Origin of the sequence: Rhodococcus cercidiphylli, from assembly GCF_033042225.1 — a bacterium.
Taxonomy (GTDB): domain Bacteria; phylum Actinomycetota; class Actinomycetes; order Mycobacteriales; family Mycobacteriaceae; genus Rhodococcoides.
The window spans coordinates 569030-592864 of record NZ_JAWLKE010000001.1 but is presented as its reverse complement, the minus strand read 5'-3'; the positions used below and the strand labels follow the sequence as shown (position 1 = coordinate 592864).

Annotated in this window: 23 protein-coding genes and 1 pseudogene; 4 read left to right on the top strand and 20 right to left on the bottom strand. The window is 66.0% G+C overall.

Annotation, left to right across the window (positions count from 1 at the left end; translation table 11 throughout):
* Nucleotides 1-52 precede the first annotated feature (52 nt).
* Nucleotides 53-523 (top strand): DUF3237 domain-containing protein, encoded by a 471-nt coding sequence (locus R3P95_RS02880; protein ID WP_317533092.1) that lies wholly within the window; start codon nt 53-55, stop codon nt 521-523.
* Nucleotides 524-530: 7 nt separating this feature from the next.
* Here the strand turns inward: R3P95_RS02880 and R3P95_RS02875 are convergent, their stop codons facing one another.
* The 3 genes from R3P95_RS02875 to R3P95_RS02865 are packed head-to-tail and all read right to left on the bottom strand — an operon-like array spanning nt 531 to nt 3140.
* Nucleotides 531-1184 (bottom strand): hypothetical protein, encoded by a 654-nt coding sequence (locus R3P95_RS02875; RefSeq protein ID WP_094688713.1) that lies wholly within the window; start codon nt 1182-1184, stop codon nt 531-533.
* A complete protein-coding gene (gene hisS, locus R3P95_RS02870; RefSeq protein WP_269594190.1) occupies nt 1174-2445 on the bottom strand; it encodes a histidine--tRNA ligase in 1272 nt (423 codons plus the stop codon). The genes R3P95_RS02875 and hisS overlap by 11 nt, the downstream gene beginning before the upstream one ends.
* Before the next feature lie 2 nt (nt 2446-2447).
* The gene (locus R3P95_RS02865) at nt 2448-3140 is read right to left on the bottom strand and encodes an MBL fold metallo-hydrolase (RefSeq protein WP_094641933.1); all 693 of its coding nucleotides are present in this window, start codon (nt 3138-3140) and stop codon (nt 2448-2450) included.
* A gap of 191 nt (nt 3141-3331) precedes the next feature.
* Here R3P95_RS02865 and R3P95_RS02860 point away from each other — a divergent pair, with 191 nt between their 5' ends.
* Together R3P95_RS02860 and R3P95_RS02855 are read left to right on the top strand one after the other, a co-directional pair.
* Nucleotides 3332-4195 carry a peptidylprolyl isomerase gene (locus tag R3P95_RS02860; RefSeq protein WP_317547256.1) on the top strand — a complete coding sequence of 288 codons (864 nt, stop codon included), beginning with the start codon at nt 3332-3334 and terminating at the stop codon, nt 4193-4195.
* On the top strand, nt 4192-4989 hold the full coding sequence (locus tag R3P95_RS02855) for a peptidylprolyl isomerase (protein WP_317547255.1): 798 nt from the start codon (nt 4192-4194) through the stop codon (nt 4987-4989). Before R3P95_RS02860 ends, R3P95_RS02855 begins: the two co-directional genes overlap by 4 nt.
* Nucleotides 4990-5060: 71 nt before the next feature.
* On the opposite strand, the pseudogene R3P95_RS02850 reads toward R3P95_RS02855, so the two are convergent.
* From R3P95_RS02850 to R3P95_RS02795, 12 genes and pseudogenes are all read right to left on the bottom strand, one after another.
* Nucleotides 5061-7316: pseudogene (locus tag R3P95_RS02850) on the bottom strand (RelA/SpoT family protein); the annotation flags it as partial.
* 297 nt (nt 7317-7613) lie between these two features.
* Entirely contained in the window at nt 7614-8153 is a 540-nt protein-coding gene (locus tag R3P95_RS02845) for an adenine phosphoribosyltransferase (protein WP_149405864.1), read from the bottom strand.
* On the bottom strand, nt 8150-9853 hold the full coding sequence (locus R3P95_RS02840; RefSeq protein WP_317547254.1) for an ABC transporter substrate-binding protein: 1704 nt from the start codon (nt 9851-9853) through the stop codon (nt 8150-8152). The genes R3P95_RS02845 and R3P95_RS02840 overlap by 4 nt, the downstream gene beginning before the upstream one ends.
* Before the next feature lie 23 nt (nt 9854-9876).
* Nucleotides 9877-11058, bottom strand: a complete 1182-nt coding sequence (secF, locus tag R3P95_RS02835) for a protein translocase subunit SecF (RefSeq protein ID WP_394855372.1) — start codon at nt 11056-11058, stop codon at nt 9877-9879.
* Nucleotide 11059: 1 nt separating this feature from the next.
* Nucleotides 11060-12862, bottom strand: a complete 1803-nt coding sequence (secD, locus tag R3P95_RS02830; RefSeq protein ID WP_317547253.1) for a protein translocase subunit SecD — start codon at nt 12860-12862, stop codon at nt 11060-11062.
* A gap of 163 nt (nt 12863-13025) precedes the next feature.
* Nucleotides 13026-13436 carry a preprotein translocase subunit YajC gene (gene yajC, locus R3P95_RS02825; protein ID WP_094641939.1) on the bottom strand — a complete coding sequence of 137 codons (411 nt, stop codon included), beginning with the start codon at nt 13434-13436 and terminating at the stop codon, nt 13026-13028.
* Between the two features lie 138 nt (nt 13437-13574).
* A complete protein-coding gene (ruvB, locus tag R3P95_RS02820) occupies nt 13575-14603 on the bottom strand; it encodes a Holliday junction branch migration DNA helicase RuvB (protein WP_052047563.1) in 1029 nt (342 codons plus the stop codon).
* A gap of 54 nt (nt 14604-14657) precedes the next feature.
* Nucleotides 14658-15263 carry a Holliday junction branch migration protein RuvA gene (gene ruvA, locus R3P95_RS02815; protein WP_068050592.1) on the bottom strand — a complete coding sequence of 202 codons (606 nt, stop codon included), beginning with the start codon at nt 15261-15263 and terminating at the stop codon, nt 14658-14660.
* Nucleotides 15260-15877, bottom strand: coding sequence for a crossover junction endodeoxyribonuclease RuvC (ruvC, locus tag R3P95_RS02810; RefSeq protein ID WP_037189428.1), 618 nt, complete (start codon nt 15875-15877; stop codon nt 15260-15262). Before ruvC ends, ruvA begins: the two co-directional genes overlap by 4 nt.
* A 107-nt stretch (nt 15878-15984) precedes the next feature.
* Complete coding sequence (locus R3P95_RS02805; protein WP_094641944.1) at nt 15985-16743, bottom strand: YebC/PmpR family DNA-binding transcriptional regulator; 759 nt, start codon at nt 16741-16743, stop codon at nt 15985-15987.
* A gap of 87 nt (nt 16744-16830) precedes the next feature.
* A complete protein-coding gene (pdxT, locus tag R3P95_RS02800; RefSeq protein ID WP_094641946.1) occupies nt 16831-17433 on the bottom strand; it encodes a pyridoxal 5'-phosphate synthase glutaminase subunit PdxT in 603 nt (200 codons plus the stop codon).
* A complete protein-coding gene (locus R3P95_RS02795; protein WP_094669040.1) occupies nt 17430-18281 on the bottom strand; it encodes an acyl-CoA thioesterase in 852 nt (283 codons plus the stop codon). The genes pdxT and R3P95_RS02795 overlap by 4 nt, the downstream gene beginning before the upstream one ends.
* Before the next feature lie 80 nt (nt 18282-18361).
* Here R3P95_RS02795 and R3P95_RS02790 point away from each other — a divergent pair, with 80 nt between their 5' ends.
* Nucleotides 18362-18973, top strand: a complete 612-nt coding sequence (locus R3P95_RS02790) for a nucleoside/nucleotide kinase family protein (protein WP_317547251.1) — start codon at nt 18362-18364, stop codon at nt 18971-18973.
* Nucleotides 18974-18983: 10 nt separating this feature from the next.
* Here R3P95_RS02790 and pdxS read toward each other — a convergent pair whose 3' ends face one another.
* From pdxS to pgsA, 5 genes are all read right to left on the bottom strand, one after another.
* Complete coding sequence (gene pdxS / locus R3P95_RS02785; protein ID WP_394855371.1) at nt 18984-19925, bottom strand: pyridoxal 5'-phosphate synthase lyase subunit PdxS; 942 nt, start codon at nt 19923-19925, stop codon at nt 18984-18986.
* A gap of 178 nt (nt 19926-20103) precedes the next feature.
* On the bottom strand, nt 20104-21129 hold the full coding sequence (locus R3P95_RS02780) for an NUDIX hydrolase (RefSeq protein WP_149405868.1): 1026 nt from the start codon (nt 21127-21129) through the stop codon (nt 20104-20106).
* Nucleotides 21129-22253 carry a glycosyltransferase family 4 protein gene (locus tag R3P95_RS02775; RefSeq protein WP_317547250.1) on the bottom strand — a complete coding sequence of 375 codons (1125 nt, stop codon included), beginning with the start codon at nt 22251-22253 and terminating at the stop codon, nt 21129-21131. The genes R3P95_RS02780 and R3P95_RS02775 overlap by 1 nt, the downstream gene beginning before the upstream one ends.
* A complete protein-coding gene (locus tag R3P95_RS02770; protein ID WP_149405870.1) occupies nt 22250-23155 on the bottom strand; it encodes a phosphatidylinositol mannoside acyltransferase in 906 nt (301 codons plus the stop codon). Before R3P95_RS02770 ends, R3P95_RS02775 begins: the two co-directional genes overlap by 4 nt.
* Nucleotides 23152-23835 (bottom strand): phosphatidylinositol phosphate synthase, encoded by a 684-nt coding sequence (gene pgsA, locus R3P95_RS02765; RefSeq protein WP_068050599.1) that lies wholly within the window; start codon nt 23833-23835, stop codon nt 23152-23154. The genes R3P95_RS02770 and pgsA overlap by 4 nt, the downstream gene beginning before the upstream one ends.

Sequence of the window (23835 nt, the reverse complement as noted above, 5' to 3'; positions counted from 1 at the left end):
TCATCGGAAGGCGATACCGTAGGCCCCCAGTCGATCCTAGGAGTGCACCGCCGTGACCGCCCCGAACACACCGACCCTCGAACCCATTCTGCGTCTCGGCCTCACACTCGGACCGGGAATCGACATCGGTTCGGTACCCGCGGGCGAGCGGGTCGTCACCACCGTGCTCGGCGGCGCAGCTCCCGGCCCCGACATCGAGGGGACTCTCGCAGCCGGATCGACCGTCGTCAGCGTGACGCGGCCCGACGGATGCACCGAGTTCAGCAGCGACCTCGTTCTGGAATTGGCGACCGGAGGCTACCTCTCGCTGGACTACCGAGGGGTTCAGTTCGGGCCTGCCGAGGTCATCGAAGCTCTGAACGATCCCGAGCGTGAAGTCGATCCCGCCACGTACTACTTCCGCGGCACCCTCCGCGTGTCGACCGCAGTGCCGAAGTTCACCTATCTCAACCGCGCACTCGTCGTCACGTCCGGATCCCGCTCGGCCGAAGCCGTCGTGCTCGACGCCTTCCTGGTCACCTGATCACGGTTCAGTCGAGCAACTGCGCGACCTCGCGGTCGGTCAGCGTCGCCTGCGGAGTTCGCCCTTTGCTTCGAACCAGTTCGACAGCGCGATAGAGCGGCCGCTGATCGAGTCCGGCATCGCGTGCCTCGGCACGCAGCTGATCCACCAGCACCGATGCGATCGCTGCGGCGGGCACCAGCTCGGTGGTCCACAGCGAGTCGGCGAGGCTGCGTAACGCGAGAATCGGCAGCTCACGGCCCCCGTCCCTGGTGTAGAGCGCAAGTGGAACCACGATGTGTGTACGCCCGTCGTAGAGCCGCAGCGAGATCTGATCGATTCCGGCCGTCCGAATGGTCAGTTCGGCCGTCACCACCTCCGGCATCTTCAGCCGGCGAGTGCGCAACCCTCGCGCGCACAGTTGCGGGCCGTCGAGCCACACCCGTCGGCGCAGACCGAGCCAACCCGACAGCACCGCGGGACCGCCGACGATCACCCCGACGAGAACTGCGACCCACACCGGCGCGAACAGCGCCAGGACGACGGCGAGAACGATCCCGATCACGGCCGACCCGACCATTATCTTGCGCAGGCGCGGTGCCAGGAACTCCACCGAGACCAGGTCGAGGGCTACCGGCCCCGCGTTGGACCGAGAGTCACCGGGCCGGGACTCACTGGGCAAGGCGCGCTCCGAGGGCGTCGACCACGTCGGCCATCGGAACGGTGTCCTGCTCGCCGTTCGAAAGGTCTTTCACCAGAACCGATTCCGCAGCCAGTTCCTGGTCACCGAGCATCAACGCGAACCGCGCCCCGGACCGGTCGGCGGCCTTCATGGCACCCTTGATCCCGCGATTGCCGTAGGCCATGTCCACGGCTATTCCTCGTTCGCGTAGCTGAGCCGCGATGTCGACGATCGCCAGCTTGGCGCCGGCACCCATCGGAACGCCGAAGACCTGGCATCGTGACGTCGCGCCCGCGGTCTTGCCTTCGGCGGCGAGGGCCAGCACGGTGCGATCGACGCCGAGGCCGAACCCGATTCCGGAGAGCGCCTGCCCGCCCAGCTGTTCCATCAGCCCGTCGTAGCGTCCACCGCCGCCGATGCCCGATTGTGCGCCGAGCCCGTCGTGCACGAACTCGAACGTCGTCTTGGTGTAGTAGTCCAGGCCCCGCACCATCCGCGGGTTCACCAGGTACGGAACGTTCATCACGTCCAGGTATGCCAGCACTTCGTCGAAGTGTTCCTTCGCCGATTCGGAGAGGTGATCGAGCATCAGCGGTGCGTCTGCGGTCATCGCGCGCACCTCAGGGCGCTTGTCGTCGAGCACCCGCAGCGGGTTGATCTCGGCGCGTCGACGGGTGTCCTCGTCGAGGGGAAGCGCGAACAGGAACTGCTGCAACAGCTCTCGGTACTGCGGGCGGCAGGTGTCGTCGCCTAGCGAGGTGATCTCGAGCCGGAATCCGGTGAGCCCGAGGGTCCGGAAACCGGCGTCGGCCACGGCGATGACCTCGGCGTCCAGCGCCGGGTCGTCGACGCCGATGGCCTCGACGCCCACCTGCTGCAGCTGCCGGTACCGGCCGGCCTGCGGGCGTTCGTAGCGGAAGAAGGGCCCGGCGTAGGCGAGCTTGACCGGCAGCGCTCCCCGATCCAATCCGTGCTCGATCACCGCGCGCATGACTCCTGCGGTGCCTTCGGGACGCAGCGTCACCGATCGATCTCCGCGGTCGGCGAAGGTGTACATCTCCTTGCTCACCACATCGGTCGACTCCCCGACTCCGCGGGCGAACAGCCCGGTGTCCTCGAAGATCGGCAGTTCGATGTGGCCGTAGCCGGCGTTGCGGGCGGCGTCGAGCAGCCCTTCGCGTACGGCGACGAACTCGGCCGAGTTCGGGGGGAAGTAATCGGGGACGCCCTTGGGCGCAGAAAAGGCGGTCGGCTTGCTCACGTTCACAGCTTCCCTTGCTCGGGGTCGGTGAGTCCAACGAGGAACGGATTGGACTCACGCTCCTGGCCTATCGAACTCTGTCCGCCGTGCCCCGGGAGCACCACCGTGTCGTCACTCAGCGGTAGCAGCCGACTCGCGATCGATCGCAGCAGCTGATCATGATCGCCGCCGGGCAGGTCGCTGCGCCCGATCGATCCCGCGAAGAGGGTGTCCCCGGTCAGTGCCAACGGAACCGAGCCGTCGGGCCCGTCTGCATGGGCGAGGAACACGACGGATCCCTGGGTGTGCCCGGGGGTGTGCACCACCGTGAACTCGATTCCGGCGAGCTCGAGCCGGTGACCGTCCGTGAGCTCGATCACCTCGGCCGGTTCGTGGAACTCGAGGTCGCCCAGCACTGCCGCCAACGTCGGGCCCGTTCCCTTGATCGGATCGGCCAGCATGTAGCGGTCCTCGGGTGCGATGTACGCCGGGATGCCGTACTTTGCGCAGATCGGCTCCACCGACCATGTGTGGTCCAGATGACCGTGCGTGAGCAACACTGCGGTGGGGGTGAGCGAGGACTGCGTCAGGAAGTCGATCAGCGGATCCGCGGCGTCCTGACCGGGATCGACGACGACACACTCGGACGCGTCGTCCTGGGCCAGGATGTAACAGTTGGTCTGAAACATGCCTGCGGGGAATCCGGTGACGAGCAAGACAAACGCTCCTAAAGGCTGAGGCCGAAGTACCGAGCAAGCTTAGTGTGGCCGCTCGCGTCGGGTCCCCCCAGCATGCTCTCAGGCAACAGTGGCAAACTCGCGTTGGCCGATTCTCGGCCGGTTACCACACGATCGGTCCGTGCAGCGAGCGGGCGAGGTCGTTTTTCGACAAGCGGGAGGAACACGAATTGCCCAGCAACGAGCAACGGCGCGAGGCTGCCAAACGAAAGCTCGAACGCCAACTCGTACGCCGCGCCGAGCGAGCGCGGCGTCGTAAGCAATTGACGATCGTCGGTTCCGTTCTCGGCGTCGTCGCGGTCGTGGCCGTCGTCTCGGTCGTGTTCGTGGTGACGCGCGGTGACGACGATGCGAGCACCGCGCAGGAATCGTCGACGTCGGCACCTGCCGATTCGATCATCGCAGCGGGACGCACCGAGCCGCTGCCGGAGACGGTGAACTGCTCCTATCCCGCTGCGGCGCAGCCGGCGGCCAAGGAGAACACTCCCCCGCGCACCGACAACGTCCCCACCAGCGACGAGCCGCTGAGCTACAGCATGACCACGTCTGCGGGCAACATCGGTCTGACGCTGAACAATCCCGAGGCTCCGTGCACGGTCAACAGCTTCGTATCGCTCGCCAATCAGGGCTACTTCGACGGCACCACCTGCCATCGACTCACCACGGGCGCGGGCCTGCAGGTGTTGCAGTGCGGCGATCCCACGGGCAGCGGCTCCGGTGGTCCGGGGTACCAGTTCGCCGACGAATTCCCCACCGATACGTATGCCGAAGGCGACCCCGCCGCACAGACCCCGATCGCCTATCCGCGCGGAACGTTGGCCATGGCCAACGCGGGCCCGGGTACCAACGGCAGCCAGTTCTTCCTCGTCTACGGCGATTCCGAACTGCCGCCCGCCTACACCGCGTTCGGCACCATCGACGAGACCGGACTCGCCACTCTCGACGCCATCGCGGCCAAGGGAGTGCAGGGCGGTGCATCCGACGGAGCGCCCGCCGAACCGGTCGACATCACGTCCATGTTGAGCGACCTGTGAACCGCACCTCGGCGCTGACGATCGCGGTAGCGGCCACCGCGCTGGTACTCGCAGGGTGTTCCGGTTCGACCGAACCGGCAGCGGCACCGACCACCACACCGTCGTCCTCGTCGACGATCACGACGACCGAAGCACCCGCGCCGCGTCCTGCACTCGACCTGTCCCGGTTCGGTGCGTTGCCGCCCGTGCCGCAGCCTACGACCGACACGGTGTCCTGCTCGTACCCGGCGGAGTCTCCGGCCGCCAAGGAGGTCGACGCGCCTGCGACCGACAACATCGACGTGTTCGGAAACGTCGACGTGACGTTGTCCACCAATCAGGGTCCGATCGGCATCACCCTCGACCGGACGCAGGCACCGTGCACCGTCAACAGCGTGGTCGGCCTCGTCCAGCAGGGATATTTCGACGGCTCACCCTGCCACCGGCTGACGACGTCACCGGGACTGGAGGTACTGCAGTGCGGTGATCCGTCCGGGTCCGGTCGTGGTGGACCGGGATACACCTTCGCCAACGAGTACCCCACCACCGCGTACACCGACGATCCGGCGCAGGCCGAGAACCCGGTGGTCTACCCCCGCGGAACGTTGGCCATGGCCAACGCAGGCCCCGATACCAACGGCAGCCAGTTCTTCCTGGTGTACGCCGATTCGGTGCTGCCGCCGCAGTACACGGTGTTCGGCACCATCTCGGACGCCGGTCTGCAAACGCTCGACGCCATCGCAGCGGGCGGGGTCACCGGTGGCTCCGAGGACGGTGCACCGGCGAACCCGGTGATCGTGGAGTCCGCCGCCTGAGTTCGCGTTCGAAAGGCGAGAGGGTGAGCAGAGTATCTGCTCACCCTCTCGTCGCTTCCGTGGACTGCCGCTCAGGCCGCAGACGTCAGGCGGTACACGTCGTACACGCCCTCGACGTTGCGCACGACGTTCAGCACGTGCCCGAGGTGCTTCGGGTCGCCCATCTCGAACGTGAACTTGCTGATCGCAACCCGGTCCCCCGACGTAGCGACGGACGCCGAGAGAATGTTGACCTTCTCGTCGGCGAGCGCCTTGGTGACGTCGGAGAGCAGTCTGTGACGGTCGAGTGCCTCGATCTGAATGGCGACCAGGAACACCGACGACGCCGACGGTGCCCACTGAACCTCGATGAACCGTTCGGACTGTTCCTCGAGCGAGCGTGCGTTGGTGCAGTCGGTGCGGTGAACACTCACCGATCCACCACGGGTGACGAATCCGAGGATCTCGTCTCCCGGCACCGGGGTGCAGCACTTGGCGAGTTTCGCGACGACGCCCTCGGATCCGGTGACCAGTACGCCCGCGTCGCCGACCTGACGTGGTCGAGTCGGGATGGTCGACGGTGTCGACCGCTCGGCGAGCTCTTCCTCGACATCGCCGACGCCGCCGAGATGGGCGACCAGCCGCTGCACCACATGGCGAGCGGACACATGATTCTCGCCGACCGCGGTGTAGAGCGCAGAGACGTCGACGTACCGTAGCTCGTGCGCGATTGCCGACATGGACTCGGCATTCATCAAGCGCTGCAAGGGAAGTCCGCCTCGACGGACCTCCTTGGCGATGCCGTCCTTGCCCGCCTCCAGAGCTTCCTCGCGGCGCTCCTTGGCGAACCACTGGCGAATCTTGGTCTTGGCACGCGGTGAGGCGACGAAACCCTGCCAGTCCCGGCTCGGTCCGGCAGTGGCGGCTTTCGAAGTGAACACCTCGACCACTTCACCGTTGTCGAGAGTCCGTTCCAGTGCCACGAGTCGACCGTTGACCCGCGCGCCGATACAGCGATGCCCCACCTCGGTGTGCACCGCGTACGCGAAGTCGACCGGACACGATCCGGCGGGCAGGGTGACCACGTCGCCCTTGGGCGTGAAGACGAAGATCTCCTTGACCGCGAGGTCGTAGCGCAGCGACTCGAGGAACTCTCCCGGATCGGCGGCTTCTCGCTGCCAGTCGAGTAGCTGACGCATCCACGCCATGTCGTCGACCTCGGCATTGTCCTGTGAATGCTTGCCCTTGGTCTCCTTGTAGCGCCAGTGCGCCGCAATTCCGAACTCGGCTGTGCGGTGCATGTCCCGCGTCCGGATCTGCACCTCGAGGGGCTTGCCCTCGGGTCCGATCACCGTGGTGTGCAGCGACTGGTACACCCCGTAGCGCGGCTGCGCGATGTAGTCCTTGAAACGGCCCGCCATCGGCTGCCACAGCGAATGCACCACGCCGACAGCGGCGTAGCAGTCGCGGATCTCGTCGCACAGGATGCGGACGCCCACGAGGTCGTGGATGTCGTCGAAGTCGCGGCCCTTGACGATCATCTTCTGGTAGATCGACCAGTAGTGTTTCGGGCGACCCTCGACGACGGCACTGATGCGCGACGCGGCGAGTGTCGCGTTGATCTCGGCCCGAACCTTTTCGAGGTAGGTGTCGCGGGACGGCGCACGATCGGCCACCAGACGCACGATCTCGTCGTACTTCTTCGGGTGGAGTATGGCGAACGCCAGGTCCTCGAGCTCCCACTTGACCGTGGCCATTCCGAGCCGATGGGCAAGCGGCGCAATGACTTCCAGCGTCTCTCTGGCCTTGCGCGCCTGCTTCTCCGGGGGTAGGAACCGCATGGTGCGCATGTTGTGCAACCGGTCGGCGACCTTGATGACCAACACCCGTGGATCCCGCGCCATCGCGATGATCATCTTGCGGATGGTCTCGCCCTCGGCCGCAGTTCCGAGCACGACCTTGTCGAGCTTGGTCACTCCGTCCACGAGATGAGACACCTCGTCGCCGAATTCCTCGGTCAACTTGGCCAGCGAATACCCGGTGTCCTCGACGGTGTCGTGCAGCAGCGCCGCAACCAGGGTGGTCGTGTCCATTCCGAGTTCGGCAAGAATGTTCGCCACAGCGAGCGGATGCGTGATGTAGGGATCGCCGGACTCGCGCATCTGCGAGGCGTGCAGCTCGTCGGCCACGTCGTAGGCCCGCTGCAGCAACGTCAGGTCGGCCTTGGGGTAGAGCTCGCGGTGCAGGCTGACGAGCGGCTCGAGCACCGGCTTGACCGCCGCGCTGCGTCCAGCGGTGATGCGGCGCGCCAGACGCGCCCGCACCCGACGCGACGCCGAGGTGGGGACAGGTGCCGAATTACGGGTTCCCGATGGAGCCTGCGCATCGTTCGCCACCGGGCCGTGGGGTACCGGAGTGTCGACGGCCGGGCGGGAATCACCGGACGCAGCCTCGTCTGTCGTGACGACGTCGACACCGGTCCGCTCGGTGACCCCGGTCTGATCGGCAACGGGCCGTTCTGGGACGGCAGGCCCATCGGGCAAGGGCTGATCGATGTAACGGGTCACTCTCATCACCTCCTGCCACACGTTCCGCGTTGTCGCCGGAATTATTCGGTCAACGCTTCGTGAAAGAGACTTTAGTCCTCATACTCGAACCAGGCAGCCGAGCGGGTAGCCACTGCACTTGTCGCGCCCACCCAGAACAGCGATCTCGAGAACCACAGCGGCTCCGGCGATCACCGCTCCCTGCTCGGCCAACAACCGAGCCGTCGCATCGACGGTACCGCCGGTCGCCAGTACGTCGTCGACCACAAGCACTCGCTTCCCGGTCACGTCGATCGCAGTCGGGATCTGCAATTCGGCGGTTCCGTACTCGAGATCGTACGACCGTGAATGCACCGGAGGCGGCAACTTTCCCGCCTTGCGCACCGCCAGCACACCGCACCCGAGTTCGAGGGCAACTCCGGCCCCCAACAGAAATCCCCGTGCGTCGATACCCGCCACCAGGTCGACGTCCTCGAATCCCTGCGCCAACTCCGATACGACGCTGCGTAACGCCGGTCCGTCCGCGAACACCGGTGTCAGATCGCCGAAGCGCACACCGGGCACGGGAAAATCGTCGACCCACCGCGTCAGCCTGGCCACGGCAGCGGCCGCACCCACTGCACCGCCTGCATCGTTCATCGAAGAAGCACCCACCGATCCATGTTCCATCCGGCACCAGCGGCCGTCGGGTTGGGGACCACGTCCTGCATGCCGTCACTGACGACAGTCGTCCGCGGCTCGTTGTACAGGGGAAGCGACGGCATGTCGTTCCACAGGATGTTCTCGCCCTCGGTAGCCAGCGCCAGAATGCGCTCGGGATCGTCGGTCACCGCCAATTGATCGACGATGGAATCGATCCTGCCGTTGCTGTATCCGCCGACGTTCAGACCGATTCCAGTGCGCAGCGAATACCGTGCGGTCACCGCGGCAGCCGAACCCGAGGGTCCAGGAAGCGATCCGCTGCTACCCAGAACTGCATCGACCGCCCCGGCCCGCAGGGCGGACGGTGTGAAGTCCGGCGAGCTCGCGTCCTCGACGGTGATGCCCGCGGCGGCACAATCGGCAGCCATGCGGCTCACCACCTGGGCGCGCCGCGCGTCCGGTCCCCGGTAGCCGACACGAACGGTCATTGCATTCTCGCCTGCGGCCTCCAGCTCTCGGCTCGCCTGGTCAAGGTCCGAGCGCTGGTAGCGATCACCCACCACCGCCGCGACCGACGGGTACACCAGCGTGTCGGGCTGGACGAGGCGAGAGTCGACGACACCCGAGCCGAGACCCGCATCTGCCGCCTCGGAACCGGGGTGACCCAGTGTGTCGAACAGATCCGATCTCGGGATGCATGCGGCCACTGCTCGACGTGCGCTCGCCTGGCCCAGCACCCCCTGGGTCGAGAACGTCAACTGCTCGACGCCTCGCGACGGTTCCTCGGTGGTCGTGAATCCCTCGGTGGTCCCGAGTTCGACGGCACCGGCACCGTGGTCGACCACGTCCAGCGAGCCGTCCGCGGACTTCGCCGCCAGGTCGGTGCCCTTGGGCCAGACGACCACCTGTTCGGTCTGAGGCGGGTTTCCCCACCAGGCGTCGTTCGCCACGAGCACGAGACCGTCCTCGGCGGAGTAGGACTCGACCCGGTACGGGCCGGCCGAGGGCAGCAGCGAGAGGTCGATCGAGCCCGGCGTCAGGGTCCATCCGGTGTTCCAGAAGTCGGCGATGCGGCGCACCACGTCGTCGTCCTCGGCCAGGATGGGATCGACGACGTTCGGCACGCCTGCGGCCCGGGCCGCGACATGCGCCGGTAGCAGGTCGGTGGCACCGAACAGCGCTCGCCAGTTCTGGTAGCTGCGGCCGGATGCGAAGACGACGGTGGCTTCCTTGGCCCCCGGAACGCAATCGATGCGCTCGATGTCGGAGTACCCGGCCGTCGACGCCGCGTCGAACATGGGGCGGTCGGTGGCGAACCTTCCGCTGTTCGCCGCCCAGGCCAACACCAGGTCGTCGCAGGCCATAGGCGCACCGTCCGAGTACGTCGCGGCCGGGGCGATGGAGTACTGCACGGTCAGGGTGTCACCGGGTACCACCGATACTGTTCCGATGTCGTTGTCCAACAACGCATCTCCCTCGGGCCCGAGGTAGCTGAAGCCCACCTGCACCCGGGTGAACGCCTGCCGGGCTCCCGACGCCGCGCCGTCGACGGTTCTGGCGTTGTACGTGTTCACCACGTTGTCGAACGAGTAGCCGATCGAGGGCACCTTGTCCTCGGGCGACGAACACGCCGTGATGGACACCGCGCCGACACTCGCTGCCACCAGTGCCGCGATCCACCGTCGTTTCACGTGCACTCTCCGTCCCTGTCGAAGGTGGTCTACCGACGCTTCTTGTTTCGTTTCCCGGTGGGGCGGTTGCCCGGCTGGGGAGCAGAAGACTTCGGAGTGGCCACGCCGACAGCCACCGGCTCAGGAGCGAGACCGGCCGCGCGAGCCGCCGCCTCGGCACGCTTGGAGTGGACCTTGCGGGTGTGGACTGCGACGGGGCCCCACTTCTCCTTGAGCGTCACCAGCAACGGAGTGGCGAAGAAGATCGACGAGTAGGCACCGACGATCATGCCGACCAGCTGTACCAGCGCCAGATCCTTGAGCGTGCCCACTCCGAGTAGCCACACCGCGATGATCATCAGTGCGATCACCGGGAGAACACCGATCACGGTGGTGTTGATCGAGCGCATCAGGGTCTGGTTGACGGCCAGGTTCGCCTGTTCGGCGTAGGTCTTGCGATGCAGGTTGAGGATGCCGCGGGTGTTCTCCTCGACCTTGTCGAACACCACCACGGAGTCGTACAGGGAGAAGCCGAGGATCGTCAGCAGACCGATGACCGTCGCAGGCGTCACCTCGAATCCGACGAGCGAGTACACGCCTGCGGTCACCAGAAGGTCGAAGGCCAGGGCAGCCAGAGCCGCCAACGCCATGTCTCGCTCGTATCGGACCGCGATGTAGATACTGACGATGACCAGGAAGACCACGAGTGCGATCAGGGCTTTCTGGGTGATCTGGCTGCCCCAGGTCTCACTGACGTCGGACACGCTGATGGCGTTCGGGGTCGCGGTACCCGAGTTGTCCTGCGGCTGGAAGGCCTCGAACAACGCCTGGCGAAGGGTGTCCACTTCGGCGGGGTCGAGAGCTTCGGAGCGAATCTGCACCGTTGCTGCGGCACCCGAACCGACGGTCTGAACCGAGACCGGCGGCATGCCGAGCGAGTCGTCGTAGACGGTTTCGACCTGCTCGGTGGAGATGTTGTCGGCGGCGGGCAGCGCGATCCGGGTTCCGCCCTCGAAATCGATACCGAGGGTGAAGCCGCGGACGAGGAAGCTCAGCAGGCACACCAGCACGATGACGCCGGTGAGGATGTAGTAGAACCTGCGACGACCGACGATGTCGAAGGCACCGGTGCCGGTGTACAACCTGGACAGCCAGCTGTGCTTGGGCTGGGTGGATTGATCGACGCCCGAATCGTCGAGGGGCGATGGGGTCGACGTGGTCATATCCGACATGTCATGCCTCCTTCGACGGCGCAGTGCCGGTCTTGACGGCGAGTGCCTTGTTGGCTGCGCGCTTGCGTTCGAGCGCGATCTGCTGGACGGCACCGAGGCCGTTGACCGACGGCTTGGACCAGAACGTGGATTTCGACGCCAGGTACACCAGCGGCCAGGTCACCAGCACCACGACGATGATGTCCAGGATCGTCGTCAGTCCGAGGGTGAACGCGAAGCCGCGGACCTGACCGACGGCCAACACGTACAGCACCGCGGCAGCGATGAAGCTGACCGCGTTGCCGGACAGGATCGTCTTGCGTGCGCGTGCCCAACCACGAGGAACCGCCGACCGGAAGCTGCGGCCCTCCCGGATCTCGTCCTTGATGCGCTCGAAGAACACCACGAACGAGTCCGCGGTCATACCGATACCGATGATCAGGCCTGCGATTCCTGCCAGGTCCAGCGTGAAGCTGATCCATCTACCCAACAGAACGATGATTCCGTAGACGACGAGACCGGCCAGCGCCAACGACAGCGCGGTGAGCAGCCCGAGGGCACGGTAGTAGAGCAGGCAGTAGACCAACACCAGCGCCAGTCCGATGGCACCTGCGAGCAGTCCGGCTTCGAGCGAGGCCAATCCCAGTGTGGCCGAGACAGTTTCGGCCTCGGAGGACACGAAGGAGAGCGGCAGCGAGCCGTACTTGAGCGTGTTGGCCAGCTCCGAGGAGGTCTGGGCATTGAAGTTGCCGGTGATCGAGGTGGCGCTGCCCGCTGGGGTGGCCCCCTGGATGACCGGCGCACTGATCACCTTGGAGTCCAACACGAACGCAGCCTGCTTCTGCAGGTTGGCCGCGGTGAACTGAGCCCAGGTGTTCGAGCCCTCCGTGTCGAACGTCAGGCTCACCTGGAACTGTGCCTGCTGACTGTCGAACCCGGAGGTCGCGTCGGATATCTGCTGACCGTCGATGATCGTCGGACCGAGTAGATAGACGGCCGTTCCATCGGTCGAGCATGCGACGAGGGGAAGAGCAGGATCGTCGTTGCCTGCGAGCGGGTCGGCGGCGTTGCAGTCGAGGGACTGCATCGCGAGTTGTTGAACCTGCTGGTCCTCGCTCTGCCGCAGCGCCTTCGCGTCGGCGATCTCCTGGGCGGCGCGATCGGCGTCGGACAGCGAAGCGTCGGTGGCGGGGTCCTCGGCCGGTGCATCGGCGGCAGGTGCATCAGTGGCGGGGGCATCGGTGGCAGGTGCATCAGTGGCGGGAGCGGGAGTCGGATCGACCGCAGACGGATCCTGCGCCGGGAACACACGTTGCTGCGGAGTGGCCGGATCTGCAGGCGCAGCCGGGTCCGCCGAAACAGCCGGGTCTGCCGGTGCAGCAGGATCGACCGGCGCGGCCGGGTCGGCCGGGGTCTGCTGCGTGCCTGCACCCTCGCCCGTCGACGGAGCAACGGATCCGATCACGGGACGGATGAACAGTCGCGCGGTCTGCCCGAGGGTGCGGGCCTGGGAGCTGTCGTCGCCGGGCACCGTGATGACGAGGTTGTCGCCGTCGATGACCACCTCGGAGCCGGAGACACCGAGACCGTTGACGCGGGTCTCGATGATCTGCTGCGCCTGCTGCAAGCTGTCCTGCGTCGGTGCGTTGCCGTCGGGGGTCCGCGCGGTGAGTGTCACGCGCGTGCCGCCCTGCAGGTCGATTCCCAACTTCGGCGAGGGGTCTTTGTCTCCGGTGAAGAAGACCATGGCGTACACCGCTGCCATCAGCACCGCGAAAACGGCGAGATAGCGGGCGGGTTGCACCGGTCCGCTGGAAGGTGCCACGGTGTGTGTTTCTCCTCTGAGGCGATGGAAAATGTCGGTTCCTGCAGGGCCTGGCGGCCCGCTGTGTCAGCGGTGAGCGGTGCGATTGTGCACCACATCGGTCACCGCAGAGAAAACCGCTGCCGGATACTGTCTCCGACAGCGGTTGTCGATCACATCGAGCTCACTCTTTTTCGAGCCTCTTCGCCGTCTGCTCGACGGTCTCGTCCGGCCGGGCCGCGTCTGTCTTGCTCAGCGACGGTCCCGCGGTGTTGTTCGAGCCGAGGGCTGCGATGTCCGCCTCGGTGGTGGCGTCGATGTCTGTGTCGTCGAACTCGGAGTCGTCGGGTAGGACCTCACGCACGACTGCGCGCGACCACGTGGTGATGACGCCGTCGGCGATCTCGAGGTCGATCGTGTCGTCCTCGACCAGGACGACGCGGGCGTACAGACCGGCGGTGGTGACGACCTCGTCGCCGATCTTCAGCGAGTCCTGCATTTCCGTGGTCTTGGCCAACACCTTCTTCTGTCGACGCGCATTGAGAAACAGCGGTACCAGAAGGGCCACGATCAGCAGCGGAAACAGCAAATCCATCGGAAGGTCAGTCCTCGAAGTCGGGTTCGATATACGTCATTGTCTCGTGCGAGAACGCCGCCGGTGCGGGCCTCGCAGCTACCCAGTGTGCCATTACCTGGAACCGGTCCGGTCCGTTCGTGTCCTGTTGTGCCCGATTCATTCGAATAATCCCTGCTGGACCTCCGAGGATCGGACCGAAATCCCACCCACTGCGAGGTCCGGTGGCGGTGTCAGACCGAGGTGTTGCCACGCAGCAGCGGTCGCCACGCGCCCGCGGGGGGTGCGGGCGATCATTCCGGCACGCACCAGAAACGGCTCGCACACTTCCTCGACCGTCGACGGTTCCTCGCCGACGGCGACGGCCAATGTCGATACACCTACCGGCCCGCCGCCGAAGCTTCGGATGAGCGCGCTGAGTACCGCGCGGTCGAGTCGGTCGAGCCCGAGCTTGTCGACGTCGTAGACCACCAGGGCGGCCTTCGCGGTGTCCTGGGTGACGGTGCCGTCGCCGCGCACGTCCGCATAGTCGCGAACTCGCCGAAGCAGTCGGTTCGCGATTCTGGGGGTGCCGCGCGAGCGCCCGGCAATTTCCGCGCAGCCGTCCCGGTCGATCGGTACGCCCAGAATTCCCGCCGACCGCATGAGGATGCGCTCGAGTTCGCTGGGCTCGTAGAAATCCATGTGCGCCACGAATCCGAAGCGATCTCGCAGCGGCCCGGTGAGCGCACCCGACCTGGTGGTGGCACCGACAAGGGTGAACGGTGCCACCTCGAGTGGAATCGACGTCGCTCCCGGCCCCTTGCCGACGATGACGTCGACGCGGAAATCCTCCATGGCCAGGTACAGCATCTCCTCGGCCGGACGAGCGATGCGATGGATCTCGTCGATGAACAGCACGTCCCCCTCGACCAGGTTGCTGAGCATCGCCGCAAGATCGCCTGCCCGCTCGAGCGCCGGACCCGACGTGAGCCGCAGCGAGGTTCCCAGCTCCGCGGCGATGATCATTGCCATGCTGGTCTTGCCGAGTCCCGGCGGACCGGACATCAGGATGTGATCGGGGGTGCCGCCGCGCATCTTGGCACCCGACAACACGAGCTGGAGCTGCTCTCGCACGCGCGGTTGACCGATGAAATCGGTGAGATTCTTCGGACGCAGACTCGTCTCGACATCCAGATCGTCGGACATCGCGTCCGCACCGACCTGGGATTCGGCGAATTGGTCGTCCTCGGTCACCCGGGCCTACCTGGACTTTCCGAGATACGCCAGCGCCGACCTCAACGCGGTCGAGGTCGTGGCCTCGGGCTGCTGGGCGAGCACCGCGTCGGTGGCTTCCTCGGCCTGCTTGGTGGGGAATCCGAGACCGATCAGCGCTTCGACGATCTGGTCTCGCATCGAGTTGCCGGCACCGGACCCCGGCACGGCTGCGCTTCCGGCGCGTCCGACCACCGCGTCGACCTTGTCGCGCAACTCGACGACCATTCTCTCCGCGCCGCGCTTGCCGATACCTGGCACCCTGGTCAGAGCTCCGATATCACTGTCCGCCAACGCAGTTCGCAGCGCATCGGGCTCGTGTACGGCAAGAGTCGCCATGGCGATTCGCGGGCCGACGCCGGTCACGGTGAGGAGCAACTCGAACAGCTCACGCGACTCCTTGTCGGGGAACCCGTACAGCGTCTGCGAATCCTCGCGCACGATCATGGTCGTCAGGAGGGTCGCTTCGCTTCCCCGGTGCAGCGTGGCCAGCGTCGCCGGAGTGGCGTTGACCCGGTACCCGACGCCCGCGGCCTCTAGCACAGCGTGATCGAGCGCGATGTCCACCACCGAACCCCTGATCGACGCGATCATCGTGCGCCCGCCTCCTTCTTGGCCATTTTCTCGATCCTGCGTGCCACGACGGCGCGAGCCTTGCGCTCCTCGGCCAGACGCGCGTCGTACTTGCGTTTCTGCTCGGCGGCCATGGCTTCGGCTTTCGCCATCCGGGCGATCATGGGTGCTCGCCAGCAGTGACAGATACCGAGGGCCAATGCGTCGGCCGCGTCGGCGGGAGTCGGTGCAGTCTGCAGTCCGAGAATGCGCATGACCATGGCGGTCACCTGAGCCTTGTCGGCCGAACCGTTGCCCGTGACGGCCGCCTTGACCTCACTGGGAGTGTGAAAGCAGACGTCGACGCCGCGCCTGGCCGCTGCGAGGGCGATGACGCCACCGGCCTGGGCCGTGCCCATGGCCGTACGAACGTTGTGTTGAGCGAACACTCGCTCGATCGCCACCACCGAGGGCTTGTGGGTATCGAGCCAGTATTCCGCGGCCTCGGAAATCCGCAGAAGACGCTGCGCGAGGTCCATGTCCGCGGGCGTTCGCACCACATCGACATCGAGCGCGACCACCGTTCGGCCCACACCGCCCTCGATCAGACTGAGCCCACACCTGGTGAGACCGGGGTCGACACCCATCACCCGCACGCCACCACACCTTCCGCTTACGAACTGTTGTTCGATAGCGTAGCGGAGCCCACCGTCGGATCAGGGATACGACACCCGGTCGATCACGTCGTCGGATGCGAGGGGCGTCAGTCCTCGGCGTCGAGCTCGGCCATGACCTCGTCGGAGAGGTCGACGTTGGACCACACGTTCTGGACGTCGTCGCTGTCTTCGAGTGCATCGATGAGCTTGAACACCTTGCGTGCACCGTCCGCGTCGACCGGGACGTTCACCGACGCCTGGAAGCTCGCCTCGGCCGAGTCGTAGTCGATTCCGGCCTCCTGCAGAGCGGTGCGCACGGCGACCAGGTCGGTCGGCTCGCTGACGACCTCGAACGTGTCGCCGTTGTCGTTGACTTCCTCGGCACCGGCTTCGAGAACGGCCATCAGGACGTCGTCCTCGCTCTGACCGTTCTTCTCCAGGGTCACCACGCCCTTGCGCGAGAACAGGTACGACACCGAACCCGGGTCGGCCATGTTCCCGCCGTTACGGGTCATCGCGACACGGACCTCGCCTGCGGCGCGGTTGCGGTTGTCGGTGAGGCACTCGATGAGGATGGCAACACCGTTGGGTCCGTAGCCCTCGTACATGATGGTCTGCCAATCGGCCCCGCCGGTCTCTTCGCCTGCACCTCGCTTGCGCGCCCGCTCGATGTTGTCGATGGGCACAGAGGTCTTCTTCGCCTTCTGAATGGCGTCGAAGAGCGTTGGGTTGCCGGTGGGGTCACCGCCACCCGTGCGGGCCGCCACCTCGATGTTCTTGATGAGCTTGGCGAAAGACTTGCCACGTCGGGCGTCGATCACCGCCTTCTTGTGCTTGGTGGTGGCCCATTTTGAGTGGCCGCTCATGCGATAGGGCCCCTTCCTGCTCGAAATCAGTGTTGTCGACTTTACTCGCCCGGTACCGCGCTCGGCACCGACCGACCGTCGAAGGTTCTAGCGGCTGCGCACCATGTCGACGAAGAGTGCGTGCACTCGATCGTCGCCGGTGACCTCGGGGTGAAAACTCGTCGCGAGAACGGAGTTCTGGCGAACGGCCACCACGCGTCCGGCGGCCGGTCCGTGCGGCACGGTGGCGAGCACCTCGACGTGCTCGCCCACCCGCTCGACCCACGGCGCGCGGATGAACACCGCCCGCACCGGCCCACCGTCGATACCGGTGACGTCGAGGTCGGTCTCGAACGAATCGACCTGACGACCGAAAGCGTTGCGCCGCACGGTTATATCGAGGCAATCCAGATGTCGGGCGTCGGGCCTGGTGTCGAGAATCTCGGACGCCAGCAGAATCATGCCCGCACAGGAGCCGTAGGCGGGCAGTCCCTCCGCCAACCGCGCGCGCAGCGGGTCGAGGAGCTCGAACACGCCGAGCAGGTTGCTCATCGTCGTCGATTCCCCGCCGGGGATGATCAATCCGTCGATCTGCGCCAGTTCGGCGGGACGCCGCACGGTGACTCCGCGCGCACCGCTCGACTCGAGCGCAGCCAGGTGTTCGCGAACGTCGCCCTGCAGCGCGAGAACACCGATGGTCGGAGCGGTCACTTGCGGCCGAAGGGATCGACATGAGGCGCGTCGGGGTCCCGCTCGTAACGCATCAGCCCTTCTTGCACCACCGCGGCAACCATGCGTCCGGACGTGTCGAAAATTCGCCCCTGAGCCAGTGCCCGGCCGAAATCGGCCGAGGGCGATGTCTGGTCGTAGAGCAACCATTCGTCTGCCCGGAACGGCCGCAGGAACCACAGCGCATGATCGAGCGAGGCCGTCTGGGTGACGGCGTCCGGGTGCGGCACCTTGGCGGAGCCGATCAACGTCATGTCGCTCATGTACGCGAGTGCGCAGACGTGGAACACCTGATCGTCGGGCAACGTATCGCGATAGCGGAACCACACACGTTGCTGCGCAGCGAAACTGGGATGCTTGACGGTCTGGTCATCAGGAATGAGACGGATGTCCCATTCCGACCACTCCTTGTAGTACGAGTGGTCGTATTCGGCGAGGGTGGTGGGATCGGGCAGGCTGTCCGGTCCGACGACCTCGGGCATGACGTCCTGGTGCGAAATGCCGTCGTCGTCGCCGTGGAACGAGGCAGACATCGTGAAGATCGCCTTGCCGTGCTGAATTCCGGTGACGCGGCGTGTGCAGAACGACCGGCCGTCGCGGATCCGATCGACCATGAAGACGGCCGGTTCGTTCGGATTGCCCGGACGCAGAAAGTAGCCGTGCAGCGAGTGCACACGAAACTCGGGAGCCACTGTGCGCACCGCCGCGACGAGCGCCTGGCCCGCCACCTGACCGCCGAACGTACGGGGCAACCGAGAAGGGAAAGTCCGTCCCCGATAGATGTCGTTCTCGATCCGTTCCAATTCGAGAATGTCCTCGATGCTGGCCATGGCTGGTGTCCACCTTTCTGTGACAACGGCTCAGGCTAACAATGGATGGACCAGGCAAGATGGTCGGTGTGGGTCAACCGATGCCGATATTTCCCGATCTTCTCGTCGAGTCGATCGTCGACTCGTGCCCGGACGGGGCCCGCTCGATCGTCGTGATCGACGGTGCCGATGCCGCGCGACCGGTCGACTTCGCCACGCGCACAGCCGAACACGCCCGCTCTCGGGGCCGTCCGGCTGCCGTCGTCGACCTGCACGACTACGTCCGACCTGCGTCCATTCGATTCGAGTACTCGCGAACCGACGAATTGAGCTATCGCACACTGTGGTTCGACTACGACGCCCTGGTTCGAGAGGTCATCGCCCCGCTGGGGCCCGGTGGCGGAGGTCACTTTCTACCGCGACTGTGGGATGAGGCCACCGACCGCTCGGCTCGGGCCCGCACCACCTCGGCGGCGGCGAATCAGATCGTCCTGATCGCGGGACCCATGCTGCTCGGCCGGGGATTGAACGTCGATCTGTCGGTGCAGCTACGCCTGTCCGCGAACGCTTTACGCCGCAGAACGAGCGCCCCCGATCAGTGGACCTGCGCCCCGTTGCTCGAGTACTACGAGAGCCTCGACGGCTCGGCCGAGCGGCCGGATCTTCTGGTCCGATGGGACCATCCCGACCGCCCGGCACTCGAACGCTACTGACGCAGAACCGTCACCAGCCACGCTCGGCGAGACGGTGTCCGACGGGGAGGTCGTCGACGTTGATGCCGACCATGGCCTCACCGAGACCGCGGGAGACCTTGGCAAGCACATCGGGGTCGTCGAAGAACGTGGTGGCCTTGACGATCGCCTCGGCGCGCTCCCTGGGGTTGCCGGACTTGAAGATTCCCGATCCGACGAACACGCCCTCGGCACCGAGCTGCATCATCATCGCTGCGTCCGCGGGAGTGGCGATGCCACCGGCGGTGAACAGTGTGACGGGCAGTTTGCCGGCCCGGGCGACCTCGACGACGAGGTCGTACGGGGCCTGCAGTTCCTTCGCCGCCACGTACAGCTCGTCCTCGGGAAGTGAGGTGAGGCGACGGATCTCGTCGCGAATCTTGCGCATGTGCGTCGTCGCGTTCGAGACATCGCCGGTTCCGGCCTCGCCCTTGGAGCGAATCATGGCCGCTCCCTCGGTGATTCGACGCATCGCCTCACCCAGGTTGGTGGCACCACAGACGAAGGGAACGGTGAAGTTCCACTTGTCGATGTGGTTGGCGTAATCGGCCGGGGTGAGGACTTCGGACTCGTCGATGTAGTCGACGCCGAGGCTCTGCAGGATCTGCGCTTCGACGAAGTGGCCGATGCGGGCTTTCGCCATCACCGGGATGCTGACCGAGGAGATGATGCTGTCGATCATGTCGGGATCGCTCATCCGCGACACCCCACCCTGAGCGCGAATGTCTGCGGGGACGCGCTCGAGGGCCATGACGGCCACTGCTCCGGCGTCTTCGGCGATCTTGGCCTGATCGGCGGTGACCACGTCCATGATGACGCCACCCTTGAGCATCTCGGCCATCCCCCGCTTGACGCGCGCGGTGCCGATTCCGTTCTCGCCCGAACCGCCTTCGGCAGATCCAGCGGGTGTAGTGGATGCGTGTGGGGTACTCAAGCCGACTCCTGTGTTCTGGGCACCGTTCGTGGCGCACCGGACTGATATGTGCAACTACGTCCATCCGCGCAATCGATCACGCGCGGCGCGAAGTCGCGCCCAGAACTGTAGGCCTCCTGGCGACGGTTTCCCATAACCACTTCACGATTGCTGGACTGCTCGAAAAGGGTCCAGATTGCTAGCGGATAGCGCGCACGTCCGGGTCGCCGCGTCGAGCGAGAGCCACGTTGACCTCATCCAGCAGTTCCGCGAGGTCCTGGGGATAGACGTTCTCGCCGACAGCGCTGAGCGCACGGATGTCGGCCTCGGTGCACCACTGATGGCCGGTCACGGTGCGGCGCTCGAAATCGGTGAACCCGGCGCTGTGCGGCTCGAACTCCTGCGTTCGGATCGCGAAGAACAGTTCCTCGGAACGGATCAGGGTTCCGTTGAACGGGAACGTCGCGACCCGTCGCCACAGTGGACCGCGCAGATCTGCCGCCGCGACGGTCAGGCCGGTTTCCTCGTGCACCTCGCGCACCGCTGCTTCGCGGAGCGACTCGCCCTTCTCCACTGCCCCACCGATGGTGAACCAGAAGAAGGTGTCGGGCACCGTCGGATCGTGTCCGCGCAACAGCAGAACGCGGCCCCGTTCGTCGAGCAGCACCACCCGAGCGGATGTTCGCGGAGTGGCTCTGTTCTCGCTGCCGAACGTCGCGGCAGCAGACCGCTCGGCGATCTCGAAATACGACGGCAGGGCCGCGGTACCGCCCAGATGCAACCACCGGACCGGGCGTCTGACCCGCAGCGCCAGAGTGTCACGGACGGCGTCGTTGTGGAAGCGCCGTGCGATCAGCACGCGGGCCTCGGCGTCGGCCAGTTCGGCGACCAGTTGCGGGGGCAGGGCATTCGGCTCGACGACGGCAAGAGCCATGGACACCGCGTTCTCGGCCTCTTCCCGCTGCGACCGGTCGGCGCGTTCGGCCCGATCGGCCAGTGCGGCGAGTTCTCTGCTCGACGAGGCCGTGTCGCGGGTGGCAGCGGACACCGCTCGCGCGACGACGGCGCGGCGGGCCAGTGCTGCATCGAGTGCCTGCCAGGCAAGGTCGGTACGCACGTGTAAGCGGTCCAGTCGGTTCGCCGTGCCGTACGCCCACAGGCCGACGACGAGAATCAGTACCGCGACCAGACCGAGTACCAGGATCGTGAGCGCCGAGAGGGTCATCAGTTCGCCGCCCGCACTTTCTGGCCCCCGAGGGTGACGGTTTCGTAGACCCGCAGGATCTGCTCGGCGACGACGGGCCAGTCGTAGGCGGCCACGGCGACCGAGGCGGCATCGACGAGTCGAGCACGAACGGCGTCGTCGGAGAGGATCGCGGTCACTGCGGCGGCGACGGCATCGGAATCGTCGATCGGAACCAGCAGTCCGCAGGTGCCGTCCTTGAGCACCCGCCGGAATGCGTCGAGTTCGCTTGCCACCACCGGAGTTCCGGCGGCCATGGCCTCGACGAGGACGATGCCGAAGCTCTCACCGCCGAGGTTGGGTGCGCAGTAGACGTCGGCGCTGCGCATCGCCGATGCCTTGGTCGCATCGTCCACCTGCCCCAGGAACGTCAGGTGCGAGGCGAGTGCGCCTGCGTCCTTGCGGAGCTTGTCCTCGTCGCCGCGGCCGACGATGAGAATCTCGATGTCGGGATGGGATTCGACGAGGGCGGGCAGTGCCCCGAGCAGGACCGCCATTCCCTTGCGTGGTTCGTCGAAGCGGCCGAGGAAGAGCACCGTGCGACCGGCACGTGGATAGCCCTCCAGCACAGGGGCGTCGGCGAAGGCAGGAACGTCGACTCCGTTGGGGATCTCGACGGCGTCGGAGCCGAGGGCCTCGACCTGCCAGCGTCGGGCGAGTTCCGAGACGGCTATACGTCCGCTGATCTTCTCGTGATAAGGCCGCAGCACACCCTGAAAGGTGCTGAGCACCAAGGACTTCGTCGTCGAGGTGTGGAAGGTTGCCACGATCGGTCCGTCCGCGGCCTTGAGCGCCAACATCGACAGGCTGGGCGCGTTCGGTTCGTGGATGTGCAGCACGTCGAAATCGTTGTCGGAGATCCACTTACGGATTCGGGAATACGTGATCGGCCCGAATCGAAGCCGCGCGACGGATCCGTTGTAGGGAATGGCGAGCGCCTCGCCCGCCGAGACCACGAAATCCGGCAACTCGACGTCGTCCGACGCCGGAGCCAGGACACTGACGCGATGTCCGCGTTCGATGAACACCTCGGCCAGCTGCTGAACGTGCGCCTGCACTCCACCGGGAACGTCGAACGAGTACGGGCACACCATGCCGATCTTCACGCGCCCTCGATTCGGGCACGTCGCTCGGCCGACCAGTCGCTCATCCACAACGGTTGCAGCATGTGCCAATCCGCCGGATGCGCTCGGATGCCGGCAGCGAAATGATCGGCCAACGTCTGGGTGGCAGGCCCGACTCCGGCCGAGACGTCCACTGCAGGCGAAATATCGAAGCCCCAGCCGTCGCCGTCGAAATAGCCGTGTACCGGCAACAGCGTCGCTCCGGTGTCGATCGCGAGTTTCGCGGCACCGGCGGGCATCCGGGTCGGTTCACCGAAGAAGGTGACCGGTACCCCGTGCTTGGCGAGATCTCTTTCGCCGAGCAGGCAGACCACCTTGTTCTGGCGCAGTCTCTCGGACAGTGCGATAAGCGGCGGTTGCTCGCCGCCGCTGAGCGGAAAGATCTCGAAGCCCAGGCTTTCCCGATAGGCGACGAATCGCTGGTATAGAGATTCCGGCTTCAGCCGTTCGGCGACGGTCGAGAGCCCACCGTGCGTGCGCACCAGCCACATTCCGGCCATGTCCCAATTGCCGCTGTGCGGCAACGCCAGCACCACTCCCTTACCGGCGGCGAGTGCACCCTCGAGATGTTCCTTGCCGTTCACGCACCGATCGATGACGGCGGCCTGCGCAGCCAGATCCATCGACGGCAACCGAAACGCCTCGCGCCAGTAACGGGCGTAGGAGCGAACGCTGTCGCGGATCAGCTCGTCGGGCACCTCGGCGGGAGTGGTCCCCAGGACTCGAGCGAGATTGCGACGCAACTGTTCCGGGCCACCGCCTCGCGTCGCTGCGAAGTCGGCACCGCGATCGAACAGGCGTCGCGCCACCGGCTCGGGTAGAGAACGGACGAGTCGCCAACCGGCCGCGTAGCCCGCGTCGCTCGCCCTGTCGGAGAGATTCACGACGCGGCCACGTCGCCGTCGCCGGATGCCGGTGCCACCGGAGGCACGATGATGTCGCGAGCACCCTCGGATCCGCGGACCGCGAGAACGCGCTGGAACACGGTCACGACACTGAGCACGGCGAGAATCCACATTGCCGGGTAGATCACGCTGTCCAACCACGGAATGTCGAAATGCCGCCCGACACCGGTGAATCCGGCACCGACGAGCACGATGACCAGGCGATCGGGACGTTCGATCCACCCCCCGTCGGCCGAGAGTCCGCTGGCCTCGGCGCGTGCCTTGGCGTACGAGATCACCTGGGAGGTGACCAGACAGATCAGGGTGGCAACGAGCAGTAGTTTGTCCTGCTCGGAGTACACCGCCCACCAGGCCAAGCCGCCGAAGATCGCACCGTCGGCCACTCGATCGCACGTCGCGTCGAGGACGGCACCGTACTTGGTGCCACCGCCCCGTGCCCGCGCCATGGCCCCGTCGAGCATGTCGAACAACACGAACAGGGTGATGACGACCGAACCCCACCACAGGTAGCCGGCGGGATACATCGTGACCGCGGCCGTGACGGTGACGACGGTGCCGATGATCGTCACGGAGTTGGGGGTCAGCCCGGTGCTGTTGAGGGCACGCCCGAGCGGGGCGGTCACCTTCGACACCGGCGCACGGCCAAAAATGCTCAGCAC

What these genes read in the sequence shown, in the direction of transcription:
- R3P95_RS02845 (WP_149405864.1), bottom strand. Translation starts at nt 8,153, where the DNA reads ATGAACGATGCAGGCGGTGCAGTGGGTGCGGCCGCTGCCGTGGCCAGG.
- R3P95_RS02795 (WP_094669040.1), bottom strand. Translation starts at nt 18,281, where the DNA reads ATGGCCAGCATCGAGGACATTCTCGAATTGGAACGGATCGAGAACGAC.
- secF (WP_394855372.1), bottom strand. Translation starts at nt 11,058, where the DNA reads ATGTCGGATATGACCACGTCGACCCCATCGCCCCTCGACGATTCGGGC.
- R3P95_RS02790 (WP_317547251.1), top strand. Translation starts at nt 18,362, where the DNA reads ATGCCGATATTTCCCGATCTTCTCGTCGAGTCGATCGTCGACTCGTGC.
- R3P95_RS02780 (WP_149405868.1), bottom strand. Translation starts at nt 21,129, where the DNA reads ATGACCCTCTCGGCGCTCACGATCCTGGTACTCGGTCTGGTCGCGGTA.
- ruvA (WP_068050592.1), bottom strand. Translation starts at nt 15,263, where the DNA reads ATGATCGCGTCGATCAGGGGTTCGGTGGTGGACATCGCGCTCGATCAC.
- yajC (WP_094641939.1), bottom strand. Translation starts at nt 13,436, where the DNA reads ATGGATTTGCTGTTTCCGCTGCTGATCGTGGCCCTTCTGGTACCGCTG.
- ruvB (WP_052047563.1), bottom strand. Translation starts at nt 14,603, where the DNA reads ATGTCCGACGATCTGGATGTCGAGACGAGTCTGCGTCCGAAGAATCTC.
- R3P95_RS02805 (WP_094641944.1), bottom strand. Translation starts at nt 16,743, where the DNA reads ATGAGCGGCCACTCAAAATGGGCCACCACCAAGCACAAGAAGGCGGTG.